Raw genomic sequence first — 25,533 nt, 5'->3', positions numbered from 1 at the left:
ACGGAATAGCGTCATCACGGCGGGCGCGTTACAGATTGTGCCGCGCCTGGACACTCCCGACCGGGTTACAGAACGTCGGTGTCGCCACTGGCCTTGAGCGCGTCAACGGCTCCCTTGACCCGCTGCGCGTGCTGCTTGGTGGTCACCAGGAGGGCATCGCCCGTGTCAACGATGACCACATCCTTGATGCCGATCAGGGCGATCACGCGCTTCGTGTCCGAAACCACCACACCGCTGGCGTTTTCGGTGAAAACCCGGGCGCCTTCACCGATAACGGTGACGTCATCGACTTCCCGCGCACTGTTGAGCCGGCCCACCGAAGCAAAGTCCCCGACGTCGTCCCATCCGAAGGTGCCCGGCACAACGGCAACATCGCCGGCAGCGGCGGCAGGCTCGGCCACTGCATAGTCAATGGCGATCTTGGGCAACGTGGGCCAGACGCGGGCTGTGACGGCATCACGTTCGGGAGTGTCCCAGGCCTGGGCGATCTCCTGCAGGCCCTTGAACAGCTCCGGCTGGTTGGCCTCAAGGTGCCTCAGCATCAGGGCAACGGGAGCCACGAACATTCCTGCGTTCCAGACATACTCACCGCTGTCCACATACTGCTGGGCAACTTCCTCGTCCGGCTTCTCCACGAACTCCACCACGGCCTGGGCGCTGGGCGCACCTTCGATGTTGAGTTCCTCGCCGGCGCGGATGTAACCGAAGCCGGTGGACGGATGGGTCGGCTTGATGCCGATGGTCACGATCTTGCCGGCGGCGGCCGTGTGGATGGCCTCGCGGACGGCCTGCTGGAACAGGTGGTCAGGACTGATGACCTGGTCAGCGGCGAAGGAACCCATGATGGTGTCCGGGTCGCGCTGGTACAGGATGGCGGCGGCCAGGCCTATGGCGGCGCCGGAATCCTTGGGCTCGCTCTCCAGGACCAAGTCAGACTCCTGGACCTCGGGCAGCTGCCGGCAGACGGCGGCCCGGTGTGCCGTGCCGGTCACCACGAGGACGCGCCTGCCGGCCAGCGGCTCGAGGCGGTCGTAGGTGGCGCGCAACAGAGTGCTGCCGGACCCGGTGAGGTCGTGGAGGAACTTGGGAGCTGCTGCGCGTGACAGGGGCCAGAGGCGGGTCCCCACTCCGCCTGCCGGAATCACCGCAATGAAGCGGTTCAGGGGTGAATCCGGGCTTGTCGCTTTGTCTGTACTCATCACGGCTACTTTAGCTGACGAGCCGTGAACTGCCCTTTCAGAACCCTCCGCCAACTCCCGCGGGCGAGCCATGGTGTGGTGTTCGTCTCATCTGCAGGCGAAACGCAGGCATTGCGGGGTCACCAAGGAGTTCCTAAATTGAATAAGCTGTGAGCGAAGCCTAGATTTAGGCCTGAGCTACGAGTTGCTCTCGCAGCAGGCGTTCCCCCCGCGTGGATCTCATGCCAGCGCCGCTGTGTTGCAGGGAGGTTTATCAGTGCCGACAAAACCAGCTGGCACCTTGTACCGCGGCCGTGAAGGCATGTGGTCCTGGGTAGGACACCGGATTACCGGTGTAGTGATCTTTTTCTTCTTGTTGGTCCATGTGCTGGACACCTCATTGGTGCGTGTGTCCCCGGAGGCCTACACGGCTGTTATCGGTGCCTACAAGAACCCCCTCATGGCCCTGGGTGAAACGGGCCTGGTTGCCGCGATCGTCTTCCACGCCTTTAACGGCCTGCGGATCATCGCCGTCGACTTCTGGAAGAAGGGCGCCAAGTACCAGCGCCAGATGCTGTGGACCGTCCTGGCCCTGTGGGTAGTTGTTATGGTCGGCTTCTCCATCCGCCACCTTTCCCTCGCCTTTGGAGGTCACTAAGCCATGACTGCAACGATCGAAAGCCCACGCAGTGGGAAAAACAGTAGCGGCAAAATCTCCCCCCAGTACCGCCGCACCGGCGCAAGCCGGGGCAACTTCGAAATGTTCGCCTGGCTGTTCATGCGCCTGTCCGGCGTAGTGCTGGTGGTGCTCATCTTCGGGCACCTCTTCGTGAACCTCTTGGTGGGCGAAGGCATCAAAGCCATCGATTTCGGCTTTGTCGCCGGCAAGTGGGCTGACCCGTTCTGGCAGATCTGGGACCTCGCCATGCTGTGGCTGGCCATGCTGCACGGCACCAACGGCGTCCGCACCATCATCAACGACTACGCCGAGAAGGATTCCACCCGTCTCTGGCTCAAGATCGTCCTCTACGCGGCCACCACCGTGATCATCGTCCTCGGCACCCTGGTGATCTTCACCTTCAACCCGTGCCCCGTGGTTGACGGCGTTCCGCTGCCCGGCGGCTTCTGCCCCGCGTAGCCAGATCATCCGCTGCCCGCGGTGAGCCGCAGGCTGTATTTTGCGGTGCAGGCAACGCCCGCCCGTTGTTTTATAGCGAATTTTGAGAGAAAGAGCGCCCAAGTATGCAGGTCCATAAGTACGACGTCGTCATCGTCGGTGCCGGTGGCGCTGGCATGCGCGCCGCGATCGAGTCCGGTCAGCGCGCGCGAACAGCAGTACTGACCAAGCTCTACCCCACCCGCTCGCACACCGGTGCGGCGCAGGGTGGCATGTGTGCGGCCCTTGCCAATGTCGAAGAAGACAACTGGGAATGGCACACCTTTGACACGATTAAGGGCGGCGACTACCTGGTTGACCAGGACGCCGCCGAGGTCATGGCGAAGGAAGCCATCGACGCCGTGCTGGACCTGGAAAAGATGGGCCTGCCGTTCAACCGCACGCCCGAAGGCCGGATTGACCAGCGCCGCTTCGGTGGCCACACCCGCGACCACGGCAAGGCGCCCGTCCGCCGCGCCTGCTACGCAGCAGACCGCACCGGCCACATGATCCTGCAGACCCTGTACCAAAACTGCGTCAAGCACAACGTGGAGTTCTACAACGAGTACTACGTCCTTGACCTCCTGACGGTCGAGGAAGACGCCGTCCGCGAGGACGGCACGCCGTACAAGCAGAAGCGCGTTGCCGGCGTCGTGTCCTACGACCTCGCCTCCGGTGAGCTGCACGTGTTCCAGGCCAAGTCCGTGATCTTCGCTACCGGCGGCGCCGGCAAGGTCTTCAAGACCACCTCGAACGCCCACACCCTGACCGGCGACGGCATGGGCATCGCGTTCCGCAAGGGCATTCCGCTGGAGGACATGGAGTTCTTCCAGTTCCACCCGACAGGCCTCGCCGGCCTGGGCATCCTGCTTTCCGAAGCCGCACGCGGCGAGGGCGCCATCCTGCGTAACTCCGAGGGTGAGCGATTTATGGAGCGCTACGCCCCCACCATCAAGGACCTGGCACCGCGTGACATCGTGGCCCGTTCCATGGCCAACGAAGTCCGTGAAGGCCGCGGCTGCGGCCCGAACAAGGACTACGTCCTCCTTGACCTGACCCACCTGGAGCCGGCGCACATCGATGCCAAGCTCCCGGACATCACCGAGTTCGCCCGCACCTACCTGGGTGTGGAACCGTACACGGAGCCGGTTCCGGTGTTCCCCACGGCGCACTACGCCATGGGCGGCATCCCCACCAACATCACCACCGAGGTCCTGCAGGACAACGACACCGTGATCCCGGGCCTTTACGCCGCCGGTGAGGTTGCCTGCGTTTCGGTCCACGGCTCCAACCGCCTCGGCACCAACTCACTGCTGGACATCAACGTGTTCGGCAAGCGCGCCGGCATCGCCGCCGCGGAGTACGCCAAGACTGCTGACTTCGTGGACCTCCCGGAGGATCCGGAGGCCTACACCATCGAGCTGCTGGACATTGCCCGCAACGGCACCGGCGACGAGAAGGTGGCGGTGATCCGCAAGGAACTCCAGGACACCATGGACGCCAACATGCAGGTGTTCCGTACGGCTGACACGCTGAACCAGGTCCTGACGGACATCGAGTCCTTCGAGGCGCGGTACAAGAAGATCAGCGTCCAGGACAAGGGCAAGCGCTTCAACCTGGACCTGCTCGAAGCCGTTGAGCTGGGTTTCCTGCTGGAACTGGCCAAGGTCATGACCGTGGCGGCCCTGCACCGTGAGGAATCCCGCGGCGGACACTTCCGCGAGGACTTCCCGGAACGCGACGACGAAAAATTCATGAAGCACTCCATGGCGTACAAGGATGACCACGCCCCGGCCGACGGCACCGCGGGGACCGCGGAAACAACAGCCGGCATCCGTCTGGGCACCAAGCCGGTCGTCTTTACCCGCTACGAGCCGATGGTGAGGAAGTACTAAGATGACCGCTGAACTTGCTGAGCCAGCCTCCAAGATCGAACTGCCCGCACACATCGGAGGCGGCGGAGAGATCCCCACGTTCGACGTCACCCTGCGCGTCCGCCGTTACAACCCCGAGGTGTCCGAGGACGCCACGTGGGAAGACTTCAAGGTGACCATGTACGGCACCGATCGCGTGCTGGATGCGCTGCACAAGGTCAAATGGGAAATTGACGGCAGCGTTTCGTTCCGCCGTTCCTGCGCCCACGGTGTCTGCGGTTCGGATGCCATGCGCATCAACGGCCGCAACCGCCTTGCCTGCAAGACCCTCCTGAAGGACCTGGACACCACCAAGCCCATCACCGTTGAGCCCATCAAGGGCCTGCCGGTGGAGAAGGACCTGATCGTGGACATGGAGCCGTTCTTCCAGTCCTTCCGTGAAGTCATGCCGTTCCTGATCAACAAGGGCCACGAGCCCACGAAGGAACGCCTGCAGTCCGCCGAGGACCGTGAGCGCTTCGACGACACCACCAAGTGCATCCTCTGCGCGGCGTGCACGTCCTCCTGCCCGGTGTTCTGGACCGATGGCCAGTACTTCGGCCCGGCCGCGATCGTCAACGCCCACCGCTTCATTTTCGATTCCCGTGATGATGCCGGCGACATGCGCCTGGAAATCCTAAACGACAAGGAAGGCGTGTGGCGTTGCCGCACCACCTTCAACTGCTCCGAAGCATGCCCCCGCGGCATCCAGGTGACCCAGGCAATTGCCGAAGTCAAGCAGGCAATTCTCTCCCGTAAGATCTAATTCAGGTTCTTGCTTACGACGGCGTCACCCACCTTAGGTGGGATGGGCGCCGTCGTTGTTTAACACCTGACGGCACCAACGAAAGCAGCACGCGATGTCCCGCTCCGAAAAAGTCAGCTTCGAAGGATCCACCGGCGAGCTCCTGTCCGGCATCATCGACGTCCCGGAGGGGCCGGTGCGGGGCTGGGGTGTGTTCTCCCACGGCTTCACCCTGGGCAAGGACAGCCCCGCGGCGTCCCGGATGTGCAAGGCCCTGGCTGACACCGGCATCGGGATGCTCCGCTTCGACAACCTGGGGCTGGGCGAGTCCGCCGGCCATTGGTCGGAGGGCTCCTTCAGCCACAAAGTGGCGGACACCGTGGTGGCCGCCGAGTTCATGCGCAGCAAGGGGAGGGCCATCTCGCTGCTGGTGGGCCACTCCTTCGGCGGCGCGGCGGTGCTCTCGGCCGCCCGCCAGATCCCGGAGCTCGACGCCGTCGCAACAGTGGCTGCCCCGTTCTCACCCAAGCACGTGGCCCACGTCTTTGACGCCGCACTGGACAAGATCCTCAGCGAGGGCAGCGCGGAAGTGGACCTCGGCGGGAAACGCGTGGAGATCCGGAAACACTTTGTGGAGGACCTGGAGAACGCGGACCTCACGGACTGCATCCGGCAGCTGCACAAGCCACTGATGGTCCTCCACTCCCCCACGGACAACACCGTGGGCATCGAGAACGCCAGCACCATCTTCCAGACGGCGCGCCATCCGCGGAACTTCGTCTCACTCGAAGGCAGCGACCACCTACTGACCGGCAAGGGCCAGGCAGCCCGGGCCGCCAGGATTATTTCTGCCTGGGCCGACCAGTACCTCGACGCCGGGAAGTAATCCCGGCTTTTTCGTCCACTTCGCGGATGGTGGACCAGCCGGCGGACACGAGGTAGACCTGGCTGACCAGGTTGAACCAGATCAGCAGGCCGATGATGATGGCAAACGGCGCCAGGATGGGGTTCCGTCCCGCGCCGGCCAGGAGTTCAGTGCTGAAGACCTGCAGGACGGTGGTGCCCACCGCGGCAAGGATGGTCCCCTCCAGGAGTGCCCGCCGGGAGAGCTCGAGCCCACCGGCCAACCGGAACATGATGACGGCCGTGACCCAGTTGAGCGTAAGCGGCACACCGATCTTGATCACGGTGGTCAGCGGACCTGCCACCGTCGGATCCAGCTGCAGGAAGTCCGTGACCCAGCCGGCCGCCGTGCCGAACACCAGGGACGCTCCGGCGCTGATCACCAGGGCCACTCCCAGCAGCAGCAGGGTGCCGGCGTCGCGCAGTTTGAGGACAATCGGGTTGATTTTCAGGGGCGGCAACTGCACCACACCGCGCAGGCCGTCACGGAGTCCGGCGATCCAGCCCAGGGACGTGATGACTGTAACCACGGCAGCAATCACGGCGGTCCAGCCGAGGCCGTCCGGGTTCAGGAGGTCGTTCGGATCAACCAGCCCTTCTCCCCCGCCCACCTTCAGCAGTCCGGGCGCACTCTGGGCCACGCTGCCGATGATGGTGTCCAGCAGGGCAGGCTGGCCCCGCAGCACCAGGCCGGCAACGGAGAAACCCGTGGCCAACAGGCCGGTGATGGAAAAGAACATGTTGAAACCGATGCCGGCGCTCATCAACGGGCCATGCTGGAGGTTGTAGTGCTGCCACGCGCGCATCGGGCGGAAGGCATTAAGCCTGGCCAGCAGCCACTGGAGCATCGCCAGCGAGCTGGCCACCGGGCCGCCGTCGGACCTTCTGGCTTTGCCCCACTCCATCCGTTTCCGGATGACGGCGAGCTTGAGGCGGGCCTGCTCAGTGGGGAGCGGTGGCTCCGTTGGCGTCGGCGTCCGCGGCGAAGGACCCGCCGTCGTCAGTTTCGGTCCCAAAGTCCAACTCTTCCCGTAGCTGCCAAATGCCGTCGGCATCGTGCTCGTAGAGTCCCATGCTAACCACCGGGAAGGTCGCCCGGTAACTTTCAAGCACCGTTTCGGCTTCGTCCAGGCTTTCGGGCGCGACATCGTGGGCGATCGTGACATGCGGATGGTAAGAGAACGGCAACTCGCGTTGCAGCGGGCCGGTCTGGAGTTTTTCGTGGAGCTCCACGCAGGAGTCGAACCCGTCCTCGACGTTGATGTAAACCACCGGGGAGACCGGCCGGAACGTTCCGGTCCCGGCGATGGTGACCATAAAGGGGACCTGCCGCCGCGCCACGTCGCGGACGTGCGCCTGCGTGGCTGCCCAGTCCTGGGTGGGCGTGGTGGTGACCAGCGTGATGTGCGCGGGCACCACCCCCGCCATTGGGTCCCCGAAGGAGGCGCGCCACCGTTGAAGTTCCTCGGCGATGGCAGGGGGGAAGCCCAGAATGACGCCTACGCTCATTCCTTCACTGACATTGCTGGCGGCCGACATCGAGCTAGCGGACGCCTGCGAGGCTGAGGGACGGCAGGAAACCCATGCGCTCATAGACCTGACCAAGGGTCACTGCGGCGATTTCCCTGGCCCGCTCGGCGCCCTGGGCCAGCAGCCGGTCCAGCTCGGCCGGGTCAGCCATCAGTTCGTTGGTGCGGTTCCGCAGCGGCGTGATGAAGTCCACCATGATCTCCGCAAGGTCCACTTTCAGGTGGCCGTACATCTTGCCCTCGTACTCCGTCTCCAGCTCAGCCACGGACTTTCCGGTGAGCGTGGAGTAGATGGTGAGGAGGTTGGAAACCCCCGGCTTGGCTTCGGCGTCGAACCGGATCTCGGTTCCGGTGTCAGTGACTGCGGACTTGATGCGCTTCGCGGCGAGCTTGGGGTCTTCCAGGAGCTGGATGGAACCGTGGGGCGACCCGCCTGTCTTCGACATCTTGGCAGTCGGGCTCTGGAGGTCGTAGATCTTGGCGCTGGCCTTGAGGATGGTGGCCTCCGGCACGGTGAACGTGTGGCCGTAGCGGGTGTTGAAGCGCTGGGCCAGGTTCCGGGTGAGCTCCAGGTGCTGCCGCTGGTCCTCGCCCACCGGCACGAGGTCAGTCTGGTACAGCAGGATGTCGGCTGCCATGAGCGTGGGGTATGCAAACAGTCCAAGAGTTGCGGCGTCCGTGCCCGACTTCTGGGTCTTGTCCTTGAACTGTGTCATCCGGGACGCTTCGCCGAAGCCGGTGATGCAGTTCAGTGCCCAGGCCAGCTGGGCGTGCTCGGGGACGTGGGACTGCACAAAGAAGATGCTTTTGTCCGGGTCGATGCCGGCGGCAATGTACTGCGCGGCAACCACCCGGGTGCGCTTGGCGAGCTCGGCGGGATCGAAGTCCACGGTGATGGCGTGAAGGTCCGGGATGAAGAAGACGGCATCATATTCGGCCTGCATGTCCACCCAGTTGCGGACAGCGCCAATGTAGTTGCCCAGGTGCAGGGAGTCCGCCGTGGGCTTGGCACCGGAGAGGATGCGTTTCTTGGTCACCGGGGAAGTCGGGCTAGTCATGGGGAAAAAACCTTCGGGGCTTAGAGCCGGTAGTCCACTACCAGCGGGGCATGGTCAGAGAAGCGGGTGTCCCACGAGGGCGCCCGGTCAACGACTGCCGAGAGCGCGGCGGCGGCGAGGTCCGGGGTGGCCATGTGGTAGTCGATGCGCCAGCCGGTGTCGTTGTCGAACGCCTGGCCACGCTGTGACCACCAGGTGTAGGGGCCGTCGACGTCGCCCGCCAAGCCCCGGTGCACGTCCTTCCAGCCGATGTCCTCGCCGAAGAAGCGGTCAAAATAGGCACGTTCGTCGGGCAGGAAGCCGGCCTTCTTGACGTTGCCCTTCCAGTTCCTGATGTCCCGTTCGGTGTGGCCCACGTTCAGGTCGCCCACCACAAGTGCGTGATCGCTGTGCTTGGTCAGTTCCGGCAGCCTGGTGGTCATGACATCCAAAAAGCGGTACTTGTCCACCTGCTTCGGGGTACCCACCTCGCCGGAGTGCACGTAGGCGCTGGCAACGGTCAGCTGCGCGGGGTTCCCCTCGGCGTCGGCCACCCTGAAGTCAGCCTCAACCCAGCGTCCGGCGGTGGCGAAGTAGTCATCGCCGATGCCGTTGCGGGTTTCCAGCGGCTCTTCACGGGACGCAATGGCGACGCCGGCGCGGCCCTTGGCCTCGGCTTCGGCGTGCAGGATGTGCCAGCCGTCACCGAGCAGCTGGCGCACGATCGCGTCAGGGGCCCGGACTTCCTGGAGGCAGAGGATGTCCACCTCGCGGGGCTCCAGCCATGCCGCCATACCGTTCTTGTAGGCAGCCCGGAGGCCATTGACGTTGACTGATGCGATGCGAAGGTGGTCCTTCTTCAATGCCGAGATCACCCGCACTACTCTAGTCGATGATGGTTCCGCTGACCGGGTCCCCGGTGCCGCCGGCAGCGCGGATCATGTCGCGGGCGTTGGTGGCGGTGATCTCGATGGTCTCCAGCGCGCGGCGGATCGTATCCTGGTCCGCTGCCTCACCCTTGGCGCGTTCCTTCTCCACTACTTGGATCTGGACCTGGACGATCTTGAAGGAGTGGTCCAGCTTGAGGTCGCGGACTTCGTCCGCTTCGGTCCGCTCGTACACCACCCGGGTGCCGCCGTGGTCGGCCGAGGACGACGACGGCGCGCGGCCGGCTGCGCTGTTGAAGGCGTTCTGGGCCTCGGTCAGCTTGGCGCCGGCTTTTTTGGCGGCCTTCTGGATGCTGAACACCACAAAGGCAGCGAGGGCCAGCCAGAAGGCGGCGATGATGGCCACAACCCAGCCCACGACGTCGTTCTGGTTCGCCGCAAAGATCACGGCAACGAGGAACGCGATGACAAAGACCATCATTCCCGGGCCGCTGATCCGCAGCATGGAGAAGCCGCCCTTGGACCGGCCGGACGGAGATTGAGTGTTACCCAGAGATCGCATGCGTCTATTGTCTCAAACGCAGCAGAGCCCCAACGCACCTTCCACCCCCGGCGAACAGCGGCCCGGCACACTATTGTGCAGGATCTGGCCGCGGCGTACCGTGAAACGCGCTAGGGGTGGAAGTTCACATTTCTATCTGAGGACAAATCATGAAAAGTCACGCGTTCAGGACAGCCGCGGTGGCCACAGCCATCGTCTCCCTCGTAGGAATCAGTGCCCCAGCTGTGGCAAAACCGGGCGGCGTTCCGGCCGTTCCACTTAACACCGGCCAGGAAGTCGGTCCGGTCCACACCGGGGCAGGTGGATCCTTCAGTTACACCATCGACGATGACAAACTCTGCTATACGCTGACGGCCCGCGATCTGTCCGTTCCTGCCATGGCGGCCCACATCCATGTCGCTGCACGCAACGCGGCCGGCCCGGTTGTTATTCCGCTTGATGTGGTCAGTGGCACCGACTGGACGGTTGATGCCTGCACTACGGCTGACTCGGACCTACTGGCCGCCATTGAAGCCAACCCAGGCGCTTATTACGTCAATGTGCACAACGCTGACTTCCCTGCGGGGGAGATCCGCGGCCAGCTGAAGTAGGTTGTGGTTTCTCTGCAAAAAGCCCGACGGCGGCCCGTACCTTTTCACTGAGGGTGCGGGCCGCCGTCGGGCTTTGCTGTTAAGGAACGAAACTAGGCGATTCCCGCCTGGCGCTCCGCGGTCTCCACCACATTGGCGAGCAGCATGGCACGGGTCATCGGCCCCACGCCGCCCGGGTTCGGGGAGATCCACGAGGCGACGTCGGCAGCGGCGGGGTCCACGTCTCCGGTGACCACTGCCTTACCGTTGCCGTCGTCAACACGGCTCACGCCGACGTCGAGCACTATTGCGCCCGGCTTGAGGTCCGCCGCCTTGATCATGTGCGGGACTCCCGCGGCGGCGATCACGACGTCGGCCTGGCGGAGTTCGGCGGCCAGGTCCACGGTGCCGGTGTGCGCCAGGATGACCGTGGCGTTGACGTCCTTGCGGGTCAGCAGCAGCCCGACGGGACGGCCGATGGTCACACCGCGGCCCACCACGAGGACGCGCTTGCCCTTGAGGCTGATGCCGTGCCGGGTGAGGAGCTCCACGCAGCCCTTGGGGGTGCACGGCAGCGGCGAGGTCATGGGTCCGCTGACGTTGGCCACCAGGCGGCCCAGGTTCATTGGGTGCAGGCCGTCTGCGTCCTTGTCCGGATCCATGGCCTCCAGGATGACGTCCTGGTTGATGTGCTTGGGCAAGGGAAGCTGCACGATGTAGCCGGTGCATTCCGGGTTCCCGTTCAGCTCACGGACTACAGCGAGGAGTTCGTCCTGCGTGGCTTCCTCGGGGAGGTCGCGGCGGATGGATGTGATGCCCACCTCGGCGCAGTCTTTGTGCTTGCCGCCCACATACCAGGTGCTCCCGGGGTCGGAACCCACCAAAATGGTGCCCAGTCCGGGGATGACGCCCTTAGCCTTGAGTGCGGCCACACGTACGGTCAGCTCGGCCTTGATGGCAGCGGCGGTAGCCTTGCCGTCAAGAACCTGTGCTGTTTTTGTGGTTTCAGTCATGGATTACCACTGCTCGTGCTGCGGGTACAGCGGGAAATCGGCGGCGAGCTTGTCCACGCGGGACTGAAGGGCCTCTACGTCAGTGGCGGAGCCGGCCTTCAGGGCGGTGGCGATGATCTCCGCGACCTCAGTGAACTCCTCGGCGCCGAAGCCGCGGGTGGCCAGGGCCGGGGTGCCGATGCGCAGGCCGGAGGTGACCATCGGCGGGCGGGGGTCGAACGGAACAGCATTGCGGTTCACAGTGATGCCCACGGAGTGCAGGAGGTCCTCGGCCTGCTGGCCGTCGAGCTGGGAGTTGCGCAGGTCCACCAGGACCAGGTGCACGTCGGTGCCGCCGGTGAGGACGGAGACGCCGGCGTCGGCGACGTCGGCCTGGTTGAGCCGGTCTGCAATGATCTTGGCGCCTTCCAGGACACGCTCCTGGCGCTCCTTGAATTCCTCGGTGCCGGCGATCTTGAAGGCCACGGCCTTGGCCGCAATGACGTGCATGAGCGGCCCGCCCTGCTGGCCCGGGAACACGTTGGAGTTGATCTTCTTGGCCCACTCCTGCTTGGCCAGGATCACACCGGAGCGCGGCCCGGCGAGGGTCTTGTGCACGGTGGAGGTGACGACGTCGGAGTACGGCACCGGGCTCGGGTGCAGGCCCGCAGCCACCAGTCCGGCGAAGTGTGCCATGTCGGTCCAGAGCAACGCGCCCACTTCATCGGCGATGGAGCGGAAGGCCGCGAAGTCCAGGTGGCGCGGGTAGGCGGACCAGCCGGCGATGATGACCTGGGGCTTCTCGGCGATGGCCTGCTCACGCAGCTTGTCCATGTCAACGCGGAAGTTGTCCGGCTCCACTTGGTAGGCAGCCACGTTGTACAGCTTGCCGGAGAAGTTCAGCTTCATGCCGTGGGTCAGGTGGCCGCCGTGGGCCAGGGACAGGCCCAGGATCTTGTCACCGGGGGTGATCATGGCAGACAGTGCTGCGGCGTTGGCCTGGGCACCGGAGTGCGGCTGGACGTTGGCGTACTCGGCACCGAACAGTGCCTTAACGCGGTCGATGGCCAACTGCTCGGCGATATCCACATATTCACAGCCGCCGTAGTAACGGCGGCCCGGGTAACCCTCGGCGTACTTGTTGGTCAGGACCGAGCCCTGGGCTTCCATGACGGCGCGCGGGGCAAAGTTTTCGGAGGCGATCATTTCCAGGGTGCCGCGCTGGCGGCCAAGTTCCTGGTTGAGGACTGCTGCGATTTCGGGGTCAAGCTCGGCCAGCGACTGGTTGCTGACGGCGGCTGTTGTGGTGGCGGTAGTAGTCACGAAAAACTCCTGGCTAGGGATACGGGCACTGCTAAGGTCAGGCTACCGGCTGGCGCACATCACCGCCCATTGATGACAGGGCGTGAAAGTGAGCCGCGTCCTCAAAGGTTGCAGCTCCGGTAAAACATGACCCTCGGCCCAGGCGTACGATCCGTGGTCTTCGTGATTGCCGCTCCCTGGTGGTTAGCCACCCAACGCCAGTTGCGACCCCACCAGACTACCAAACGCGGGCGTGCCGCGCGGGTAGGCTTGTAGTCGTGACTGAAGAGCAGCTGAACCGAGCTTACGTATTGACATTGTCCTGCCCGGACCGCCCCGGAATTGTCCACGCCGTGGCCGGAGCGCTCCTGGTGGCGGGCTGTAATATTTTGGACTCGCAGCAGTATGGCAGCCCCGCAACCGGCAACTTCTTTATGCGGGTGGAAGCGACGACGACGGCCTCCCGGGCCGAGGTCCAGGCCGCCCTTGAGCCGGTGGTCCACTCCTTCGGCATGCAGTGGAGCCTCAACCCCGTGGGCCAGAAGGTGCGCACGCTCCTGATGGCCAGCACGTCCGCGCACTGCCTCAACGACATCCTGTTCCAGCAGCGCTCCGGCACCCTGCCCATCGAGATCCCGGCCATCGTCTCCAACCACCGTGACCTTGCCGGGCTGGCCGAGTTCTACGGCATCCCGTTCCACCACATCCCGGTCACCCCGGACACCAAGGCCCAGGCCGAGGACAAGCTGCGCGCCCTCATGGCCGAGCACGATATCGAACTGACCGTTCTGGCCCGCTACATGCAGATCATTTCGGATGACCTGTGCGCGGAGCTCACCGGCAAGGCCATCAATATCCACCACTCGTTCCTGCCGTCCTTCAAGGGCGCCAAGCCCTACCACCAGGCTCATGCCCGCGGCGTGAAGCTGATCGGCGCCACTGCCCACTACGTCACGGCCGCGCTGGACGAGGGCCCTATCATCCAGCAGGAAGTCATCCGCGTGGACCACGCCCGCACTCCGGAGCAGTTCGTGCAGATGGGCCGTGACGTGGAGGGCCGCACCCTGACGCAGGCCGTCCAATGGCATGCAGAACACCGGGTCCTCTTGGACGGCAACCGGACAGTGGTCTTTAACTAAGCGGTCTCTTATCTAAGGTCGTGGGTCATGGACGCAGTTGAGAATGCGGTGGAGGAACCCGGCAGCGAGCTGCGCCTCGCCGAGTTCTACAACCGCCGCGCGGCGTCCGGCGCGGAACATCCGCTCGCGCCCCAGCGGGTAGAACAGCGTGAGCGGTTCATCGCGCTGCTCAAGGCCGAGAGCCGGCACAACGTTCTGGAGATCGGCTCCGGCATGGGGCTCGATGGCCTGCAGTTCGTCCGGGCCGGCATCCATTACACCGGCGTTGACCTCTCCGAGGAGCACGTCCGCAGGTCCCGGGCGAAAGGCCTGGACGTCTCCGTGGCCAGCGCCCGGCAGCTGCCGTTCCCGGACAAAACCTTTCCGGCCCTCTGGACCATGAGCACGCTGCTGCACGTCCCCGCCACTGATATCGACGGCGTCCTGCGCGAGCTGGTGCGCGTTACGGCACCCAACGCGCCTATCGCCGTCGGCCTCTGGTCCGGTGAGGATGAAGAGGTCCTGAACCCCGAGGACGACGTCGAACCCCGCCGGTTCTTCAGCCGGCGCAGCGACGCGACGGTGCGGCAGGTCTTTGGCCGGCACGGTGCCATCGAGGACTTTGTCACCTGGCCGGAAGGCAACGGCGAGGAATCCGGCCCGGGTGCGGGGACCTGGACGCAGCACTACCAGTTCCTGATCCTCCGCACCCCCGCCTCTCCCAAGTAAGTAGCGCTAACTGTCGTTATGAGGGCTCATAACGACAGTTAGCGCTACTTAGTTGGGGTGGGCGGATGTCCTAGGCTTGGCCCATGGCTCCTCTTTACACTTTCGCCGGCGACACTCCGGCCGTCCACGAATCCGCCTTCATCGCTCCGACGGCGTCGATCATCGGCAAGGCCACGCTCGCTGAGGATTCGAGCGCCTTCTATGGGGTGTCGGTCCGGGCGGACACGGCGGCCATCAGCGTCGGCGCCGGCAGCAACCTGCAGGACAACGTGGTGCTCCATGCAGATCCGGGCTTCCCCTGCACGGTCGGGGCCGGGGTCAGTGTGGGGCACGCCGCCGTCGTCCATGGCTGCACTGTGGAGGACGACTGCCTGATCGGCATGGGCGCCACCGTGCTTAACGGCGCGGTGATCGGCACCGGCTCGCTCGTGGCAGCCGGCGCCGTTGTCCTGGAAGGGACTATTGTGCCGCCCCGCTCGCTGGTTGCAGGCGTCCCGGCGAAGGTACGGCGGGAACTCACCGATGAGGAGTTCGACGGCGTCAAGCAGAACGCCGCCCGCTACGTCGAACTGGCCCGGGCGCACCGGGAGCTGCACGGGTAGTCCGCACCCGCCCCTAACCTCGCAAGCTCGGCCAGGGAACCCTGCGGGCGTGGCCCCAGGCTCGTTACCCTCAGTCCAGGGTGATAGGCCCGATTGCGTCCAGGAGTTCGCCCGGACCGGGGTTGCCCACCGCCGATGTCCCGCCCAGGTGGTTCACCACACCCCACACCGCGTTCAGGCCGGTGGTCACGGCGCCCTCGGCCCAGCCCGCGGTAAAGGACACGTCGTCACCCGCGAGGAAGATCCCGCGCTGGGATTCGGGCAGCTTGTCCTGCTTGAAGTGCGTGAAGAGGCGCTGTTGGTAGCGGTAGTGCCCCGGCAGGTTCGCTTTGAAGGCACCCATGAAGTTGGGGTCCGCTTCCCAGGAAACGGTGATGGGCTGGCCCACGATGTGGCTGGCGATGTCCACGCCCGGGTAAATCTGCTCGAGCGAGTGCAGCATCAGCTCAACGCGTTCGTCGGCGTCCAGCGCCAGCCATTTGAGCGCGTCATCGTTCCACGTGTAGGACAGCAGGATCACGGCGGGCTTTTCCGGGCCGTCATCCAGGAGGTAGGTGGCCCTGTTCAGCCGGTCCGTGAGGGTCATGGACAGGACCTCACGGCCGGTGTCCGGATCGATGTCCTTCCAGAACGGCCGGTCCACCATCACAAACGTCTTGGATGACTGCATGTAGTGCGAACGCTCGATCGCAGTCCACAGTTCGGCCGGGAACAGTGCCTCCTCGGTGTGGATGCGCGTGGACAGCAGCCAGGACTGGCATGTGGTGACCACGGCGGGGTAGCTGGCTTCGCGACCCCAGCGCTCCCGGATCCGGAGGTCGCCGTCGGCATCGCGGCTGATCTTGTCCACAGCCCCGCGGGGTGAGCCGGAGTGGAGCGACGCCAGAGACGTTCCGTCGGGCCAGTGGGCCATGCCCGACGGCGCGTGCTGCCACAGTGCCTCGGGCAGCCGTTGCGCTCCCCCGCTGATGAGCCGGTGCTGGTCATCGGCGTCGGTGTAGACCACGCGGAGGATCTCCAGGATGGAGTTGGGGAAGTCGGTGTCCCAGCCACCGGTGCCGAAACCCACCTGGCCAAAGGCCTCACGGTGGGCAAAGCCGGCTTCCTTGAATGACTCGCTCCCGGCAATGAACCCGTAGAAGGTCTGCTCGTCCATGAGCGGCAGCAGCTCGTTCCACAGGTCCTTGATCCGTCCGGTGTCCCGGGCCCGGATGGCCTCCTGCATTTCGACGAACTTCGCGCCATCGTTCACGGCGGCCTTCCAGGCGTCGGCCACCTCGCGGAAGAACGGCGGCAGGTCCTGGGCAGTCTCAGCGTAGTACTTCTGGCCGGCCAGTTCGATCACGGTGCTGGACGTGACGGGTGCCAGAGGGTTGGGGAAATCCTGGGTGTCCAGCCCCAGCAGGTCCACGTAGTGGTAGAAAGCCCTGCCCGACACGGGGAACCGCATACCTCCCAGATCGGCCACAACGCCGGGAGCGGACGGGAAGCTGGCGGTGCGCAGGCGGCCGCCGATCTGGTCCGCTTCGTAGACGACCGGCCGCAGGCCCAGTTTCATCAGTTCGTAGGCCGCGACGAGGCCCGAAAGGCCCGCCCCTACAACGGCTACCTCGGTGCCGTAGAGTTCCGGCGGAACCGCACCGAGCCCTGCCGGGTGGGCGAGGTAGTGGTCGTAGCTGAACGGAAAATCGGGGTTCAGCATGGTGATGGGGCCAGACTGTGTGCTGGAGGGGTCAGAGGCCGGGAGTTCGGTGGCGACGGTCATGAAAGCTCTGCTTTCGTTTGTTCTGGGGTGGACAGCGTTGAAGATTCCGGCCTGCTCAGCTCACGGTATTCCTCCTGGCTCAGCGCCGCTACCCTGGAGTTCCTTCGACCGTAGCCGAAGTAGGCGGCCAGGCCCACCAACATCCAGATTCCGAAGGTCACCCAGGTATCGGCGCCCAGGTTGGCCATGAGGAAGGCGCACATGAGCGCCCCGAGAATCGGCGTCAGGGGGAACAACGGTACGCGGAACGTGCGCTCCAGTTCGGGCCTGGTGCGCCGCAGGTAGATGACGGCCACGTTGACCAGGGCGAAGGCGAAGAGCGTGCCGATGCTGGTGGCGTCTGCCAAGGCACCCAGTGGAACCAGCCCGGCGGTGAGGGCGACGCCGATGCCCACCAGCAGGGTGCCGGCAACGGGGGTGCCGGTTCGGGATGAAACACGACCGAAGATCTTCGGGATGAGCCCGTCGCGGGACATGGAAAGCAGGATGCGGGTCTGGCCGTAGAGGACCGTGAGCACAATGCTGGCGATTGCCAATACGGCCCCCACCGCAAAGACCAGCGCGATCCACGCCTGGCCGGTGGTTTCCTCAAGGATGCGCACCAGGGCGGCGTCGGTGCCGTCGAACCAGCCCCACGGGCGGGCACCGATGGCCGCCACGGCCACCAGGACATAAATCGTGGTGACGATCACCATGGACAACATGATGGCCCGCGGGAGGTCACGCTTGGGGTTGCGGGCTTCCTCGCCGGCGGTTGAGGCGGCGTCGAAGCCGATGTAGGAGAAGAAAACGCTCGAAGCAGCGGCCGAAACACCGGCAGCGCCCATCGGCAGGAGGGGCTCGAAGTTGCCGGCGTTGAAGGCCGTGAAGGCCACGGCGCAGAAGAAGATCAGGATGCCCACCTTCACCACAACAATGGCGGTGTTGATCCAGGCGCTTTCCTTGGCTCCCCGGACCAGCAGGATAGTTGCCAGCACCACAATCACCATGGCCGGGATGTTGACCATCCCGCCGTCGCCCGGGGGCTGGGAGATGGCGTCGGGGAGAACCTGCCCGAACACGGCGAGGGTTTCGTTCACGTACTGGCCCGCGCCCACGGCAACGGCTGCCACGGATACGGCGTACTCAAGCACCAGGCACCAGCCGCAGATCCAGGCCATCCCCTCGCCCATGGTGGCGTAGGTGTAGGAGTAGCTGGAACCGGCGACCGGGACCAGCCCGGCCATTTCTGCATAGGACACTGCGGAGAGGAGCGCGGCGAGCCCGGCGATGGCGAAGGAGATCCAGATCGCAGGGCCAGCCAGCGGAACGGATTCACCCAGGATCACCAAGATGCCGGTTCCCAGTGTGGCGCCGACGCTGATCATGGTCAGCTGCAGGACTCCGAAGCTGCGGACCAGTTTCGGGCCGCCATGGCCGCTTTCCGCTTCGCTGACCATCTGTCCGATCGGTTTCCGGCGCAGCAGTTGCGCGGCCAGCCCGGGACGGCGGGCTGGCAGCGCCGTGGCAGGTCCGGAGAGTGTTGGCACAGTCATCGTTGACGTCCGTTCGTGAGTAGTTGTCGGTTTCCCCTCATCCAGAGTAGGGGTGTGAGCCGTGTCTCAGGGTTGTGCAAAGTGACCTATAGTTTTCAACCATGAGACGTAATGCACCAAAGTCGGGAACGCTGAACGGGCCGGCCCCGGGTTCCTCCGTGCAGCCTGATGCCGCGGAACACCTGGATGCCGTGACCCTGGGCCAGTTTCTGGAAGCGCTCCCCCGGGACCTCACGGTCCTGCACGACGCCGGCAACGCCGACGCGCCCCTGCGCTGGGTGGAGCCCAGCGAACTGGAGGATCCCACGCCGTACCTGATTGACGGGGAGTTCGTCCTCACGGCAGGACTGCCGTTCCTGGACGACGGCGGCACCAGGGCGAGGGCGGACACGTACGTGCGGCGGCTGGTCGGCGCCGGCGTCGCGGCCTTGGGATTTGGCCTGCAGCCGTATTTCGACGCCGTCCCGGACCACGTGCTGTCGGCGTGCCAAACGCATCGGCTCACCCTGGTGCAGATCCCCAGCAGTGTCCCCTTCGCCGCCATCGGGCTGGAGTTCTCCCAGCTGCTGGAATCCGGCAACGCCCGGGTCTTCCGTCAATTAGCCGATACCAACCGGCAACTGATGCGGGCGGTGCTGTCGGCCAGGCCAGAGCACGAACTCCTGTCCGCACTGGCACAGCGGGTTCCGGTGTGGGCCCAGCTTTTCGGGTCGGACGGCCGGGTTCGCGCCCGGGCGGCAGCAGCCGGGACCGGCGGGACCGGCCCTGCCGCCGCCGTCGAGCCTTCCGCGCTGCAACCGATGTTGAGGCGGCTGCTGGCTGGCAACGGCCCGCGGGTGGAGACGGACTCGTTTCCGGCGGCCGGTTCCGCCCTGGTTTTTGGCCATCCGCTCCGAAGCACCAAGGACGCCACCCTCGGGGCACTGATCCTGGGCACGGACAGGGCGCTGACCCCGGCGCAGAACAGTGTGGTGTCCTCGGTAGTGGGGCTGCTGGAACTGCTGGTGCGACAACGCACCAGCGGCTCGCTCGCCCCCAGCCAGCTGGCAACGGCACTGCTGCTGCATCCGGAGAACCTGGCCGCCGGCTCAACCCGGCAGCTGAACGTCCTGAGGGACCTCCTGGCGCAAAGCGTTTCCGGAACCCGGTCCGGTGCCCTCCGGGTGGTTCAGGGCGTCCGGGCGGACGCGTCGGCGCCCGCGTCGGCCGATGGCCCTGTCCGGGAACTGCTGCAGTGGCGCAGGCTGTTCGACACGAAGATGGTGGAGCTGACGGACTACGGTTTTGCCGGCGTCACCCGGCTGAAGGTGGACGACGCGCTGCTGCATGAGGTGGAGGAGCTGGGCTGGCGCCTGGTGGTGGGCGATCCGACGGAAATGGCCGGACTCCCTGCCGCGTACCAGCGCGCGGCGTCGCTGCGGGCCCGCGTCCGGGCCAGCGGAGAAAGCGTGCGTGTGGATGACGTGACGTGGTCGGTCACAGGGCTGTTGGGCCGCGGCGCCGGCACCATGCTTGCCGCCCGGCTACTGGAACCGGTCCTGGCGCAGGAGCCTGACCGAATCAGCTCCCAGCTCGGTGTCCTGAAGTCATGGCTGAGCGAAAACGGCAACTGGGACGCCACTGCCAAAGTCCTGGGCATGCACCGGAACAGCGTGCGGCGCCAGATCAATGCACTGGCCGAGCTGCTGGCCATGGACCTTGGTTCCGCCCAGGTGCGGGCGGAGTTGTGGATTGCCCTGCAGTACGTGGACGGTCTGGAGGACCGGATGGTTCAGATGCCCCAGGACCGGTAGAGCTCCGGGCGGCGTTCCCGGAGATAGGGCACCACGTCACGGGCATTTCGGGCGGCGTCCGGATCCACCTCGGCGAACAGGAGTTCGGCTCCCGGTCCCGCCGTGGCCTGCAGCGAACCATCCGGTCCGGCAATGACACTGCCGCCGAGGAATTCGCAGCCGTCCTCCGTTCCTGAGTGGTTGGCATAGGCGATGGTCAGCTGGCTTTCCAGCGCGCGGGCCCGGAGCAGGACCTGGGGAACCGTCTCGAAACCGTGCGCCAGTGCGGTGGGCACCAGCAGCAGCTCGGCTCTGCCCAGCGCGGCGGCCCTGACCGTTTCCGGAAATTCCACGTCGTAGCAGATCACCATTGACGTCCGGAAGCCGTTGAAATCGACGACGGCGGGAGCCGCTTCGGCGGGGCTGAACGCCGCGCGTTCGTCATCGCCAAAGAGGTGCACTTTTGCGTAGGTGAGAAGCTCAACCCCCGCGCTGTCCACGAGCGTGGAGGTGATGTGCCAGCTGCCCCTTTCCGTGACTGACGGCAGGCTGTAGACCAGTCCGATTCCGTAGCGGCGCGAGATGCCTGCCAGCGTCTCCCTGATGGCGGGAAGCCCGGTGGGGTCCAGCTCCGCGCGGAGCCGCAGCGGCGCGTAGCCCACGGGAAACAGCTCCGGGGTGACCAGGACTGCTGCGCCCTCCCCGGCGGCCGCCCGGGCAGCCGCATCCAGGGCGGCGCAGTTTGCATCCACATCGAGTACGCGGGCATTTGCCTGCATCAGGGCCAGCAGCACCGTTACCACCTCACATGATCGGGACGGCCACATGAAGTATGCGTCCGCTTTCCCCAGCCTAGCCACCGGCCCTGAACGACATCCGGGGCCAATTGCACCGGCCGAAGCCACAGGAGGGACGGATCGTCCTATCTTTTTGTCTCATCCGGCAGACTCCTTGCGTTAACTTCTTGACTACAACAGTCAATGTAGGGCAGTCTTCTTTTCATGTCCGCCACACCGCGCTCGACGAGGAGCAAGTCAAAGAATCCGGGATCCCAGTCAGCCCTCCGGCAACTGAACCAGCAACGGATCATCGAGACCCTCATGAGCGGCCCGTCCACCCAGGCCGAGCTTGCACGCCAGACCGGCCTCTCCACCGCCACGGTCTCCAATATCGTCAAAATCATGCAGGATGCGGGCCTGGCGTCAACCGAACCGATCACCAGTTCCGGACGCCGAGCACTCAACGTAAGACTCAACAGCAACGGCGCGGTGGCAGTGGGAATCGATTTCGGCCGGCGGCATCTCCGAGTGGTCCTGGCATCCCTGAGCTACCACGTGATCGCTGAGGAATCCGTCCTGCTGCCGCTCGGCCACCAGGCCGAGGAAGGCATTCGGGCAGCCGTAGGACTGCTGGACAAACTGCTGGAGCAAAGCGGCGTGGACCGGACCCTGGTGGTGGGCGCCGGCGTCGGAATTCCCGGCCCCATCGATCGCCGGACCGGCACCGTAGCGCAGGGCGCTATCCTCCCCGAATGGGTAGGCATCAACATCCTCCAGCATCTGGAGGAAAAGCTCAATATCCCCGTATTCGTTGACAACGACGCCAATCTTGGCGCTTGGTCCGAGGTCACGTGGGGGCCGCATTCGGGCGTGAGCAACCTGATGTTCCTCAAGATCGGTTCGGGCATCGGCGCGGGCCTGATCCTCAACGGCGCGCCCTATTACGGCACCGTTGGCATAACCGGCGAGATCGGCCATGCAACCATCCACGAGCACGGGCTCGTGTGCCGCTGCGGCAACCGTGGCTGCCTGGAAACCATTGCCTCCACTACCACCATGATGGAGCTGCTGGGCCGCGGCGAAGACCCGCCCCTGACGCCGGCAGACATCGTGCGGAAAGCCCTCGCCCGCGACTCCGCAACACTAAGGGTGGTGGATGATGCAGGCCTGGCAGTGGGACGCGCCCTGGGCAATGTGGCCAATCTGATCAACCCTGAAGTGATCGTGGTGGGCGGTCCCCTCGCGGGGCTGGGCAACCTGCTGCTCGATCCCATCAGGCGGGGGCTCATCAGGCATGCAGTGCCAGTGATCGGCGAGACCACCAAGCTGACGATGTCTTCCCTCGGAGACCGCGCAGAGGCCCTGGGGGCTGCCGCGTTGGTGTTCCAACACGCCGGGATCCGGCGAACGTAGCCGTTTCGTTATCCGGATAATTGCGTTAAAGACTTGACGACAACGGGTGTGATCCAGTTTACTTTTTCATCAGACGCCCCTGCGCTTTGCGGGGCGGACAAAGAAGTCATGCATTGGAGGCGTAAGGGCAAATGACGTCCCAGACCACGCACACTGACCCGGTCATCCTGGAGATGCGTTCCATCACCAAGGAATTTCCCGGTGTCAAGGCACTCGACGAGGTCAGCCTCCGGGTCAAGGCCGGAGAAGTCCACGCCATCTGCGGCGAAAACGGCGCCGGCAAGTCGACCCTCATGAAGGTCCTCTCCGGCGTCTACCCGCACGGCAGTTACAACGGCGACATCGTCTACCAGAACGAAGTCCAGCAGTTCAAGGACATCAGGGCCAGCGAACACGCCGGAATTGTGATCATCCACCAGGAGCTCGCCCTGATCCCGGAACTCTCGATCATGGAGAACATCTTCCTCGGCAACGAGCCCACCAAGCGTGGCGTCATCAATTGGGATGAGGCCCGCAGCCGCTCCATCGAGCTCTTGGCCCGCGTCGGGCTCCGCGAGGATCCCGACACCCCGATCAAAGAAATCGGCGTCGGCAAGCAGCAACTCGTGGAAATCGCGAAGGCGCTCAATAAGTCCGTGAAGATCCTGATCCTTGACGAGCCCACGGCGGCCCTGAACGAGTCCGACTCCCAGCACCTGCTGGACCTGATTCTGGGCCTGAAGGGCAAAGGGATCACCTCAATCATCATTTCGCACAAGCTCAACGAGATCGAACAGATCGCGGACTCCATCACCATCATCCGCGACGGCAAGTCGATCGAGACCCTTGATGTCAAGGCCGACGGTGTCGACGAGGACAGGATCATCAAGGGCATGGTCGGCCGGACCCTGGAGTCACGCTTCCCGGAACATGAACCGAAAATCGGCGAAGTGCTCTTCGAGGTCAAAAACTGGACCGTGGGCCATCCGCAGATCGAGGACCGCCTGGTCTGCAAGGGCTCGAACTTCCACGTCCGCAGCGGCGAGATCGTCGGTTTCGCCGGCCTGATGGGTGCCGGAAGGACCGAGCTTGCCAGGTCAATCTTCGGCCGGTCCTACGGACGTTTCATTTCCGGCCACCTCTACAAAGAGGGTAAGGAAATCACCCTGAAGAGCGTCCGGCAGGCAATCGACGCCGGCCTCGGTTACGTCACCGAAGACCGGAAGTCGCTCGGGCTGAACCTGCTCGACGACATCAAGACCACGACGGTGTCCGCCAACCTGGAAAAGATCAGCAAACGCTCGGTCGTCGATGACAACCAGGAATTTGCCGTCGCCGAGGAATACCGGAAGTCGCTGCGCACCAAGACCCCGTCCGTGGAGGAAGGCGTCGCGAAGCTCTCGGGCGGCAACCAGCAGAAGGTGGTGCTGGCGAAATGGATGTTCACCGATCCGGACCTGCTGATCCTTGACGAACCGACCCGCGGGATCGACGTCGGCGCAAAGTATGAGATTTATGGCATCATCCAGCAGTTGGCCAACCAAGGGAAGGGCGTCATTGTCATTTCCTCCGAACTGCCGGAACTGCTGGGGCTCTCGGACCGCATCTACACCATCTTCGAGGGCGCCATCACCGGGGTCCTCAACAAAGACGAAGCCAGCCAGGAAAGCCTGATGAAACTGATGACCTCCGCCCGCAAGGCCGCCTGACTTTCTGGAACATTCCAGACCCTTCCAGACACAAGGACTGACACAATGAACGCGTTAAAGAAGCTCTTTGGCGGCAACACCCGCCAATTCGGCATGATTTTTGCCCTCGTGGCACTGATCATCTTCTTCCAGGTGGCCACTGGCGGCAATACGCTCACCTCCGGCAACGTCATCAACCTCTTCAACGGCAACTCCTACATCCTGATCCTGGCCATCGGCATGGTGCTGGTGATCATCGCAGGACACATCGACCTGTCCGTCGGTTCCGTCGCCGCCGTCGTGGGCGTTTCGGTGGCCATGGCCATGCGGGACTGGGGAATACCCTGGTACGCCGGCGTGCTGCTGGGTCTGGCCCTCGGCGCGCTGATCGGGATGTGGCAAGGCTTCTGGACAGCCTACGTCGGTATCCCCGCCTTCATCGTGACGCTGGCCGGCATGCTGCTGTTCCGCGGCCTGAACCAATTTATCGGCAAGTCCAACACCATCCCGGTCCCCCGCGATTTCCAGTATCTGGGCTCCGGCTACCTCCCGGAGGTGGGGCCGGACACCGGCTTTAACAATCTCACTCTGTTGCTTGGCCTCGCCGGAGTTGCGTTCGTCATCTTCAGTGCCGTGCGCTCCCGCTCCCATGCCAAGGCCATCGGCGCCCACGTCCCTGAAGCGTGGGTCGTGATCACCAAGCTGGTCCTTGTGTGCGGCGCCATCCTGTTCGCCACGTACCTCTTCGCCACCGGCCGGCCTGGCACCTCATTCCCCATCCCGGGCCTTATCCTCGCTCTCCTCGTGCTGATTTACGGTTTTGTGTCCTCCAAGACGATCGTCGGACGCCACGTCTATGCCGTCGGTGGCAACCGCCACGCGGCCGAACTGTCGGGCGTGCAGTCCAAGAAGATCAACTTCCTGGTGATGATGAACATGTCCGTCCTCGCCGGCCTTGCGGGCATGATCTTCGTTGGCCGCTCCACCGCTTCCGGGCCGTTCGACGGCGTCGGCTGGGAACTGGACGCCATCGCAGCCGTATTCATCGGCGGCGCAGCAGTAACCGGCGGCGTCGGCACCGTGATCGGCTCGATCGTCGGCGGCCTGGTGATGGCCGTCCTGAACAACGGCCTGCAGCTGCTCGGCATCGGCGCCGACCTGACCCAGATCATCAAGGGCCTCGTCCTGCTGATCGCGGTGGCCTTCGATGTCTACAACAAGTCCCAGGGCAAGAAGTCCATCATCGGCATGATGATGAAGAACTTCGGCCGAAACAACGAGATCAAGCCCGACGAGACGACCAGCACCAAAGAAGTCATCCACCGCGAAGCCTGATCGGCTCCCCCACGTTTCCCCCACACCACCTATAGAAAGAGAACC

24 protein-coding genes and 1 riboswitch are annotated in these 25,533 nt (G+C 64.6%); of the genes, 13 read left to right on the top strand and 11 right to left on the bottom strand.

Annotation, left to right across the window (positions count from 1 at the left end; all coding sequences use genetic code 11):
- Window positions 1–65 precede the first annotated feature (65 nt).
- Complete coding sequence (locus tag ACVWY0_RS03365; protein WP_485835424.1) at window positions 66–1,199, bottom strand: mannose-1-phosphate guanylyltransferase; 1,134 nt, start codon at window positions 1,197–1,199, stop codon at window positions 66–68.
- Between the two features lie 256 nt (window positions 1,200–1,455).
- Between ACVWY0_RS03365 and sdhC the strand changes: the two genes are divergently transcribed.
- The 5 genes from sdhC to ACVWY0_RS03340 all read left to right on the top strand — a co-directional run bounded on the left by sdhC (window position 1,456) and on the right by ACVWY0_RS03340 (window position 5,878).
- The gene (sdhC, locus tag ACVWY0_RS03360) at window positions 1,456–1,836 is read left to right on the top strand and encodes a succinate dehydrogenase, cytochrome b556 subunit (protein ID WP_354249327.1); all 381 of its coding nucleotides are present in this window, start codon (window positions 1,456–1,458) and stop codon (window positions 1,834–1,836) included.
- A 3-nt stretch (window positions 1,837–1,839) separates the two neighbouring features.
- A complete protein-coding gene (locus tag ACVWY0_RS03355; protein ID WP_485835423.1) occupies window positions 1,840–2,316 on the top strand; it encodes a succinate dehydrogenase hydrophobic membrane anchor subunit in 477 nt (158 codons plus the stop codon).
- A gap of 104 nt (window positions 2,317–2,420) precedes the next feature.
- Window positions 2,421–4,229, top strand: coding sequence for a succinate dehydrogenase flavoprotein subunit (sdhA, locus tag ACVWY0_RS03350; RefSeq protein WP_485835422.1), 1,809 nt, complete (start codon window positions 2,421–2,423; stop codon window positions 4,227–4,229).
- 1 nt (window position 4,230) lies between these two features.
- Entirely contained in the window at window positions 4,231–5,013 is a 783-nt protein-coding gene (locus ACVWY0_RS03345; protein WP_056347269.1) for a succinate dehydrogenase iron-sulfur subunit, read from the top strand.
- Window positions 5,014–5,107: 94 nt separating this feature from the next.
- The gene (locus tag ACVWY0_RS03340) at window positions 5,108–5,878 is read left to right on the top strand and encodes an alpha/beta hydrolase family protein (RefSeq protein WP_485835421.1); all 771 of its coding nucleotides are present in this window, start codon (window positions 5,108–5,110) and stop codon (window positions 5,876–5,878) included.
- Here the strand turns inward: ACVWY0_RS03340 and ACVWY0_RS03335 are convergent.
- The 5 genes from ACVWY0_RS03335 to ACVWY0_RS03315 are packed head-to-tail and all read right to left on the bottom strand — an operon-like array spanning window position 5,835 to window position 9,910.
- Window positions 5,835–6,800, bottom strand: a complete 966-nt coding sequence (locus ACVWY0_RS03335) for a YihY/virulence factor BrkB family protein (RefSeq protein WP_485835544.1) — start codon at window positions 6,798–6,800, stop codon at window positions 5,835–5,837. The genes ACVWY0_RS03340 and ACVWY0_RS03335 overlap by 44 nt on opposite strands.
- A gap of 37 nt (window positions 6,801–6,837) precedes the next feature.
- Window positions 6,838–7,434, bottom strand: a complete 597-nt coding sequence (locus tag ACVWY0_RS03330) for a 2'-5' RNA ligase family protein (RefSeq protein ID WP_246848738.1) — start codon at window positions 7,432–7,434, stop codon at window positions 6,838–6,840.
- 4 nt (window positions 7,435–7,438) lie between these two features.
- A complete protein-coding gene (gene trpS / locus ACVWY0_RS03325; RefSeq protein ID WP_485835420.1) occupies window positions 7,439–8,482 on the bottom strand; it encodes a tryptophan--tRNA ligase in 1,044 nt (347 codons plus the stop codon).
- Between the two features lie 20 nt (window positions 8,483–8,502).
- Entirely contained in the window at window positions 8,503–9,336 is an 834-nt protein-coding gene (locus tag ACVWY0_RS03320) for an exodeoxyribonuclease III (RefSeq protein WP_485835419.1), read from the bottom strand.
- A gap of 10 nt (window positions 9,337–9,346) precedes the next feature.
- On the bottom strand, window positions 9,347–9,910 hold the full coding sequence (locus ACVWY0_RS03315; RefSeq protein WP_485835418.1) for a hypothetical protein: 564 nt from the start codon (window positions 9,908–9,910) through the stop codon (window positions 9,347–9,349).
- Between the two features lie 149 nt (window positions 9,911–10,059).
- Here ACVWY0_RS03315 and ACVWY0_RS03310 point away from each other — a divergent pair, with 149 nt between their 5' ends.
- Window positions 10,060–10,500 (top strand): CHRD domain-containing protein, encoded by a 441-nt coding sequence (locus ACVWY0_RS03310; protein ID WP_485835417.1) that lies wholly within the window; start codon window positions 10,060–10,062, stop codon window positions 10,498–10,500.
- 92 nt (window positions 10,501–10,592) lie between these two features.
- Here the strand turns inward: ACVWY0_RS03310 and ACVWY0_RS03305 are convergent, their stop codons facing one another.
- Window positions 10,593–11,492, bottom strand: coding sequence for a bifunctional methylenetetrahydrofolate dehydrogenase/methenyltetrahydrofolate cyclohydrolase (locus tag ACVWY0_RS03305; protein WP_485835416.1), 900 nt, complete (start codon window positions 11,490–11,492; stop codon window positions 10,593–10,595).
- Window positions 11,493–11,495: 3 nt separating this feature from the next.
- Window positions 11,496–12,794: a serine hydroxymethyltransferase gene (glyA, locus tag ACVWY0_RS03300; protein WP_485835415.1), complete on the bottom strand. Its 1,299-nt coding sequence runs from the start codon at window positions 12,792–12,794 to the stop codon at window positions 11,496–11,498.
- Between the two features lie 129 nt (window positions 12,795–12,923).
- Window positions 12,924–13,009, bottom strand: a riboswitch (ZMP/ZTP riboswitch).
- 42 nt (window positions 13,010–13,051) lie between these two features.
- Here glyA and purU point away from each other — a divergent pair.
- From purU to ACVWY0_RS03285, 3 genes are all read left to right on the top strand, one after another.
- Window positions 13,052–13,912: a formyltetrahydrofolate deformylase gene (purU, locus tag ACVWY0_RS03295; RefSeq protein ID WP_485835414.1), complete on the top strand. Its 861-nt coding sequence runs from the start codon at window positions 13,052–13,054 to the stop codon at window positions 13,910–13,912.
- Window positions 13,913–13,939: 27 nt separating this feature from the next.
- On the top strand, window positions 13,940–14,620 hold the full coding sequence (locus ACVWY0_RS03290) for a class I SAM-dependent methyltransferase (protein WP_485835413.1): 681 nt from the start codon (window positions 13,940–13,942) through the stop codon (window positions 14,618–14,620).
- A gap of 83 nt (window positions 14,621–14,703) precedes the next feature.
- Window positions 14,704–15,222, top strand: a complete 519-nt coding sequence (locus ACVWY0_RS03285; RefSeq protein WP_485835412.1) for a gamma carbonic anhydrase family protein — start codon at window positions 14,704–14,706, stop codon at window positions 15,220–15,222.
- 70 nt (window positions 15,223–15,292) lie between these two features.
- Here ACVWY0_RS03285 and ACVWY0_RS03280 read toward each other — a convergent pair whose 3' ends face one another.
- Together ACVWY0_RS03280 and ACVWY0_RS03275 are read right to left on the bottom strand one after the other, a co-directional pair.
- Window positions 15,293–16,987, bottom strand: coding sequence for a flavin monoamine oxidase family protein (locus ACVWY0_RS03280; protein ID WP_485835411.1), 1,695 nt, complete (start codon window positions 16,985–16,987; stop codon window positions 15,293–15,295).
- On the bottom strand, window positions 16,984–18,522 hold the full coding sequence (locus tag ACVWY0_RS03275; RefSeq protein ID WP_485835410.1) for an amino acid permease: 1,539 nt from the start codon (window positions 18,520–18,522) through the stop codon (window positions 16,984–16,986). The genes ACVWY0_RS03280 and ACVWY0_RS03275 overlap by 4 nt, the downstream gene beginning before the upstream one ends.
- A gap of 101 nt (window positions 18,523–18,623) precedes the next feature.
- Between ACVWY0_RS03275 and ACVWY0_RS03270 the strand changes: the two genes are divergently transcribed.
- Window positions 18,624–20,315 carry a PucR family transcriptional regulator gene (locus ACVWY0_RS03270; protein ID WP_485835409.1) on the top strand — a complete coding sequence of 564 codons (1,692 nt, stop codon included), beginning with the start codon at window positions 18,624–18,626 and terminating at the stop codon, window positions 20,313–20,315.
- On the opposite strand, the gene ACVWY0_RS03265 is transcribed toward ACVWY0_RS03270, so the two are convergent.
- A complete protein-coding gene (locus tag ACVWY0_RS03265) occupies window positions 20,294–21,088 on the bottom strand; it encodes a nitrilase-related carbon-nitrogen hydrolase (protein WP_485835408.1) in 795 nt (264 codons plus the stop codon). The two genes, ACVWY0_RS03270 and ACVWY0_RS03265, sit on opposite strands and share 22 nt — an antisense overlap.
- 207 nt (window positions 21,089–21,295) lie before the next feature.
- On the opposite strand from ACVWY0_RS03265, the gene ACVWY0_RS03260 reads away from it, so the two are divergent.
- The 3 genes from ACVWY0_RS03260 (at window position 21,296) to mmsB (ending at window position 25,488) form a co-directional block, all read left to right on the top strand.
- Window positions 21,296–22,486, top strand: coding sequence for an ROK family transcriptional regulator (locus tag ACVWY0_RS03260; protein WP_485835407.1), 1,191 nt, complete (start codon window positions 21,296–21,298; stop codon window positions 22,484–22,486).
- Window positions 22,487–22,617: 131 nt separating this feature from the next.
- Window positions 22,618–24,174, top strand: a complete 1,557-nt coding sequence (mmsA, locus tag ACVWY0_RS03255) for a multiple monosaccharide ABC transporter ATP-binding protein (RefSeq protein WP_485835406.1) — start codon at window positions 22,618–22,620, stop codon at window positions 24,172–24,174.
- Between the two features lie 45 nt (window positions 24,175–24,219).
- On the top strand, window positions 24,220–25,488 hold the full coding sequence (gene mmsB / locus ACVWY0_RS03250) for a multiple monosaccharide ABC transporter permease (RefSeq protein ID WP_485835405.1): 1,269 nt from the start codon (window positions 24,220–24,222) through the stop codon (window positions 25,486–25,488).
- Window positions 25,489–25,533 lie beyond the last annotated feature (45 nt).

Source organism: Arthrobacter sp. UYNi723, from assembly GCF_054057635.1.
Note: the sequence above shows the minus strand (reverse complement) of the source record. Positions and strands in the feature narration are given on the sequence as shown.

Bases quoted from the DNA above. Each gene is read 5' to 3' on its own strand.
- ACVWY0_RS03290 (WP_485835413.1), top strand. From the start codon at position 13,940: ATGGACGCAGTTGAGAATGCGGTGGAGGAACCCGGCAGCGAGCTGCGC.
- ACVWY0_RS03270 (WP_485835409.1), top strand. From the start codon at position 18,624: ATGAGACGTAATGCACCAAAGTCGGGAACGCTGAACGGGCCGGCCCCG.
- ACVWY0_RS03340 (WP_485835421.1), top strand. From the start codon at position 5,108: ATGTCCCGCTCCGAAAAAGTCAGCTTCGAAGGATCCACCGGCGAGCTC.
- ACVWY0_RS03355 (WP_485835423.1), top strand. From the start codon at position 1,840: ATGACTGCAACGATCGAAAGCCCACGCAGTGGGAAAAACAGTAGCGGC.
- sdhA (WP_485835422.1), top strand. From the start codon at position 2,421: ATGCAGGTCCATAAGTACGACGTCGTCATCGTCGGTGCCGGTGGCGCT.
- trpS (WP_485835420.1), bottom strand. From the start codon at position 8,482: ATGACTAGCCCGACTTCCCCGGTGACCAAGAAACGCATCCTCTCCGGT.
- ACVWY0_RS03260 (WP_485835407.1), top strand. From the start codon at position 21,296: ATGTCCGCCACACCGCGCTCGACGAGGAGCAAGTCAAAGAATCCGGGA.
- ACVWY0_RS03310 (WP_485835417.1), top strand. From the start codon at position 10,060: ATGAAAAGTCACGCGTTCAGGACAGCCGCGGTGGCCACAGCCATCGTC.
- ACVWY0_RS03345 (WP_056347269.1), top strand. From the start codon at position 4,231: ATGACCGCTGAACTTGCTGAGCCAGCCTCCAAGATCGAACTGCCCGCA.
- ACVWY0_RS03365 (WP_485835424.1), bottom strand. From the start codon at position 1,199: ATGAGTACAGACAAAGCGACAAGCCCGGATTCACCCCTGAACCGCTTC.
- ACVWY0_RS03335 (WP_485835544.1), bottom strand. From the start codon at position 6,800: ATGGAGTGGGGCAAAGCCAGAAGGTCCGACGGCGGCCCGGTGGCCAGC.
- mmsA (WP_485835406.1), top strand. From the start codon at position 22,618: ATGACGTCCCAGACCACGCACACTGACCCGGTCATCCTGGAGATGCGT.
- ACVWY0_RS03280 (WP_485835411.1), bottom strand. From the start codon at position 16,987: ATGACCGTCGCCACCGAACTCCCGGCCTCTGACCCCTCCAGCACACAG.
- ACVWY0_RS03275 (WP_485835410.1), bottom strand. From the start codon at position 18,522: ATGACTGTGCCAACACTCTCCGGACCTGCCACGGCGCTGCCAGCCCGC.
- mmsB (WP_485835405.1), top strand. From the start codon at position 24,220: ATGAACGCGTTAAAGAAGCTCTTTGGCGGCAACACCCGCCAATTCGGC.
- ACVWY0_RS03330 (WP_246848738.1), bottom strand. From the start codon at position 7,434: ATGTCGGCCGCCAGCAATGTCAGTGAAGGAATGAGCGTAGGCGTCATT.
- ACVWY0_RS03315 (WP_485835418.1), bottom strand. From the start codon at position 9,910: ATGCGATCTCTGGGTAACACTCAATCTCCGTCCGGCCGGTCCAAGGGC.
- ACVWY0_RS03285 (WP_485835412.1), top strand. From the start codon at position 14,704: ATGGCTCCTCTTTACACTTTCGCCGGCGACACTCCGGCCGTCCACGAA.
- ACVWY0_RS03305 (WP_485835416.1), bottom strand. From the start codon at position 11,492: ATGACTGAAACCACAAAAACAGCACAGGTTCTTGACGGCAAGGCTACC.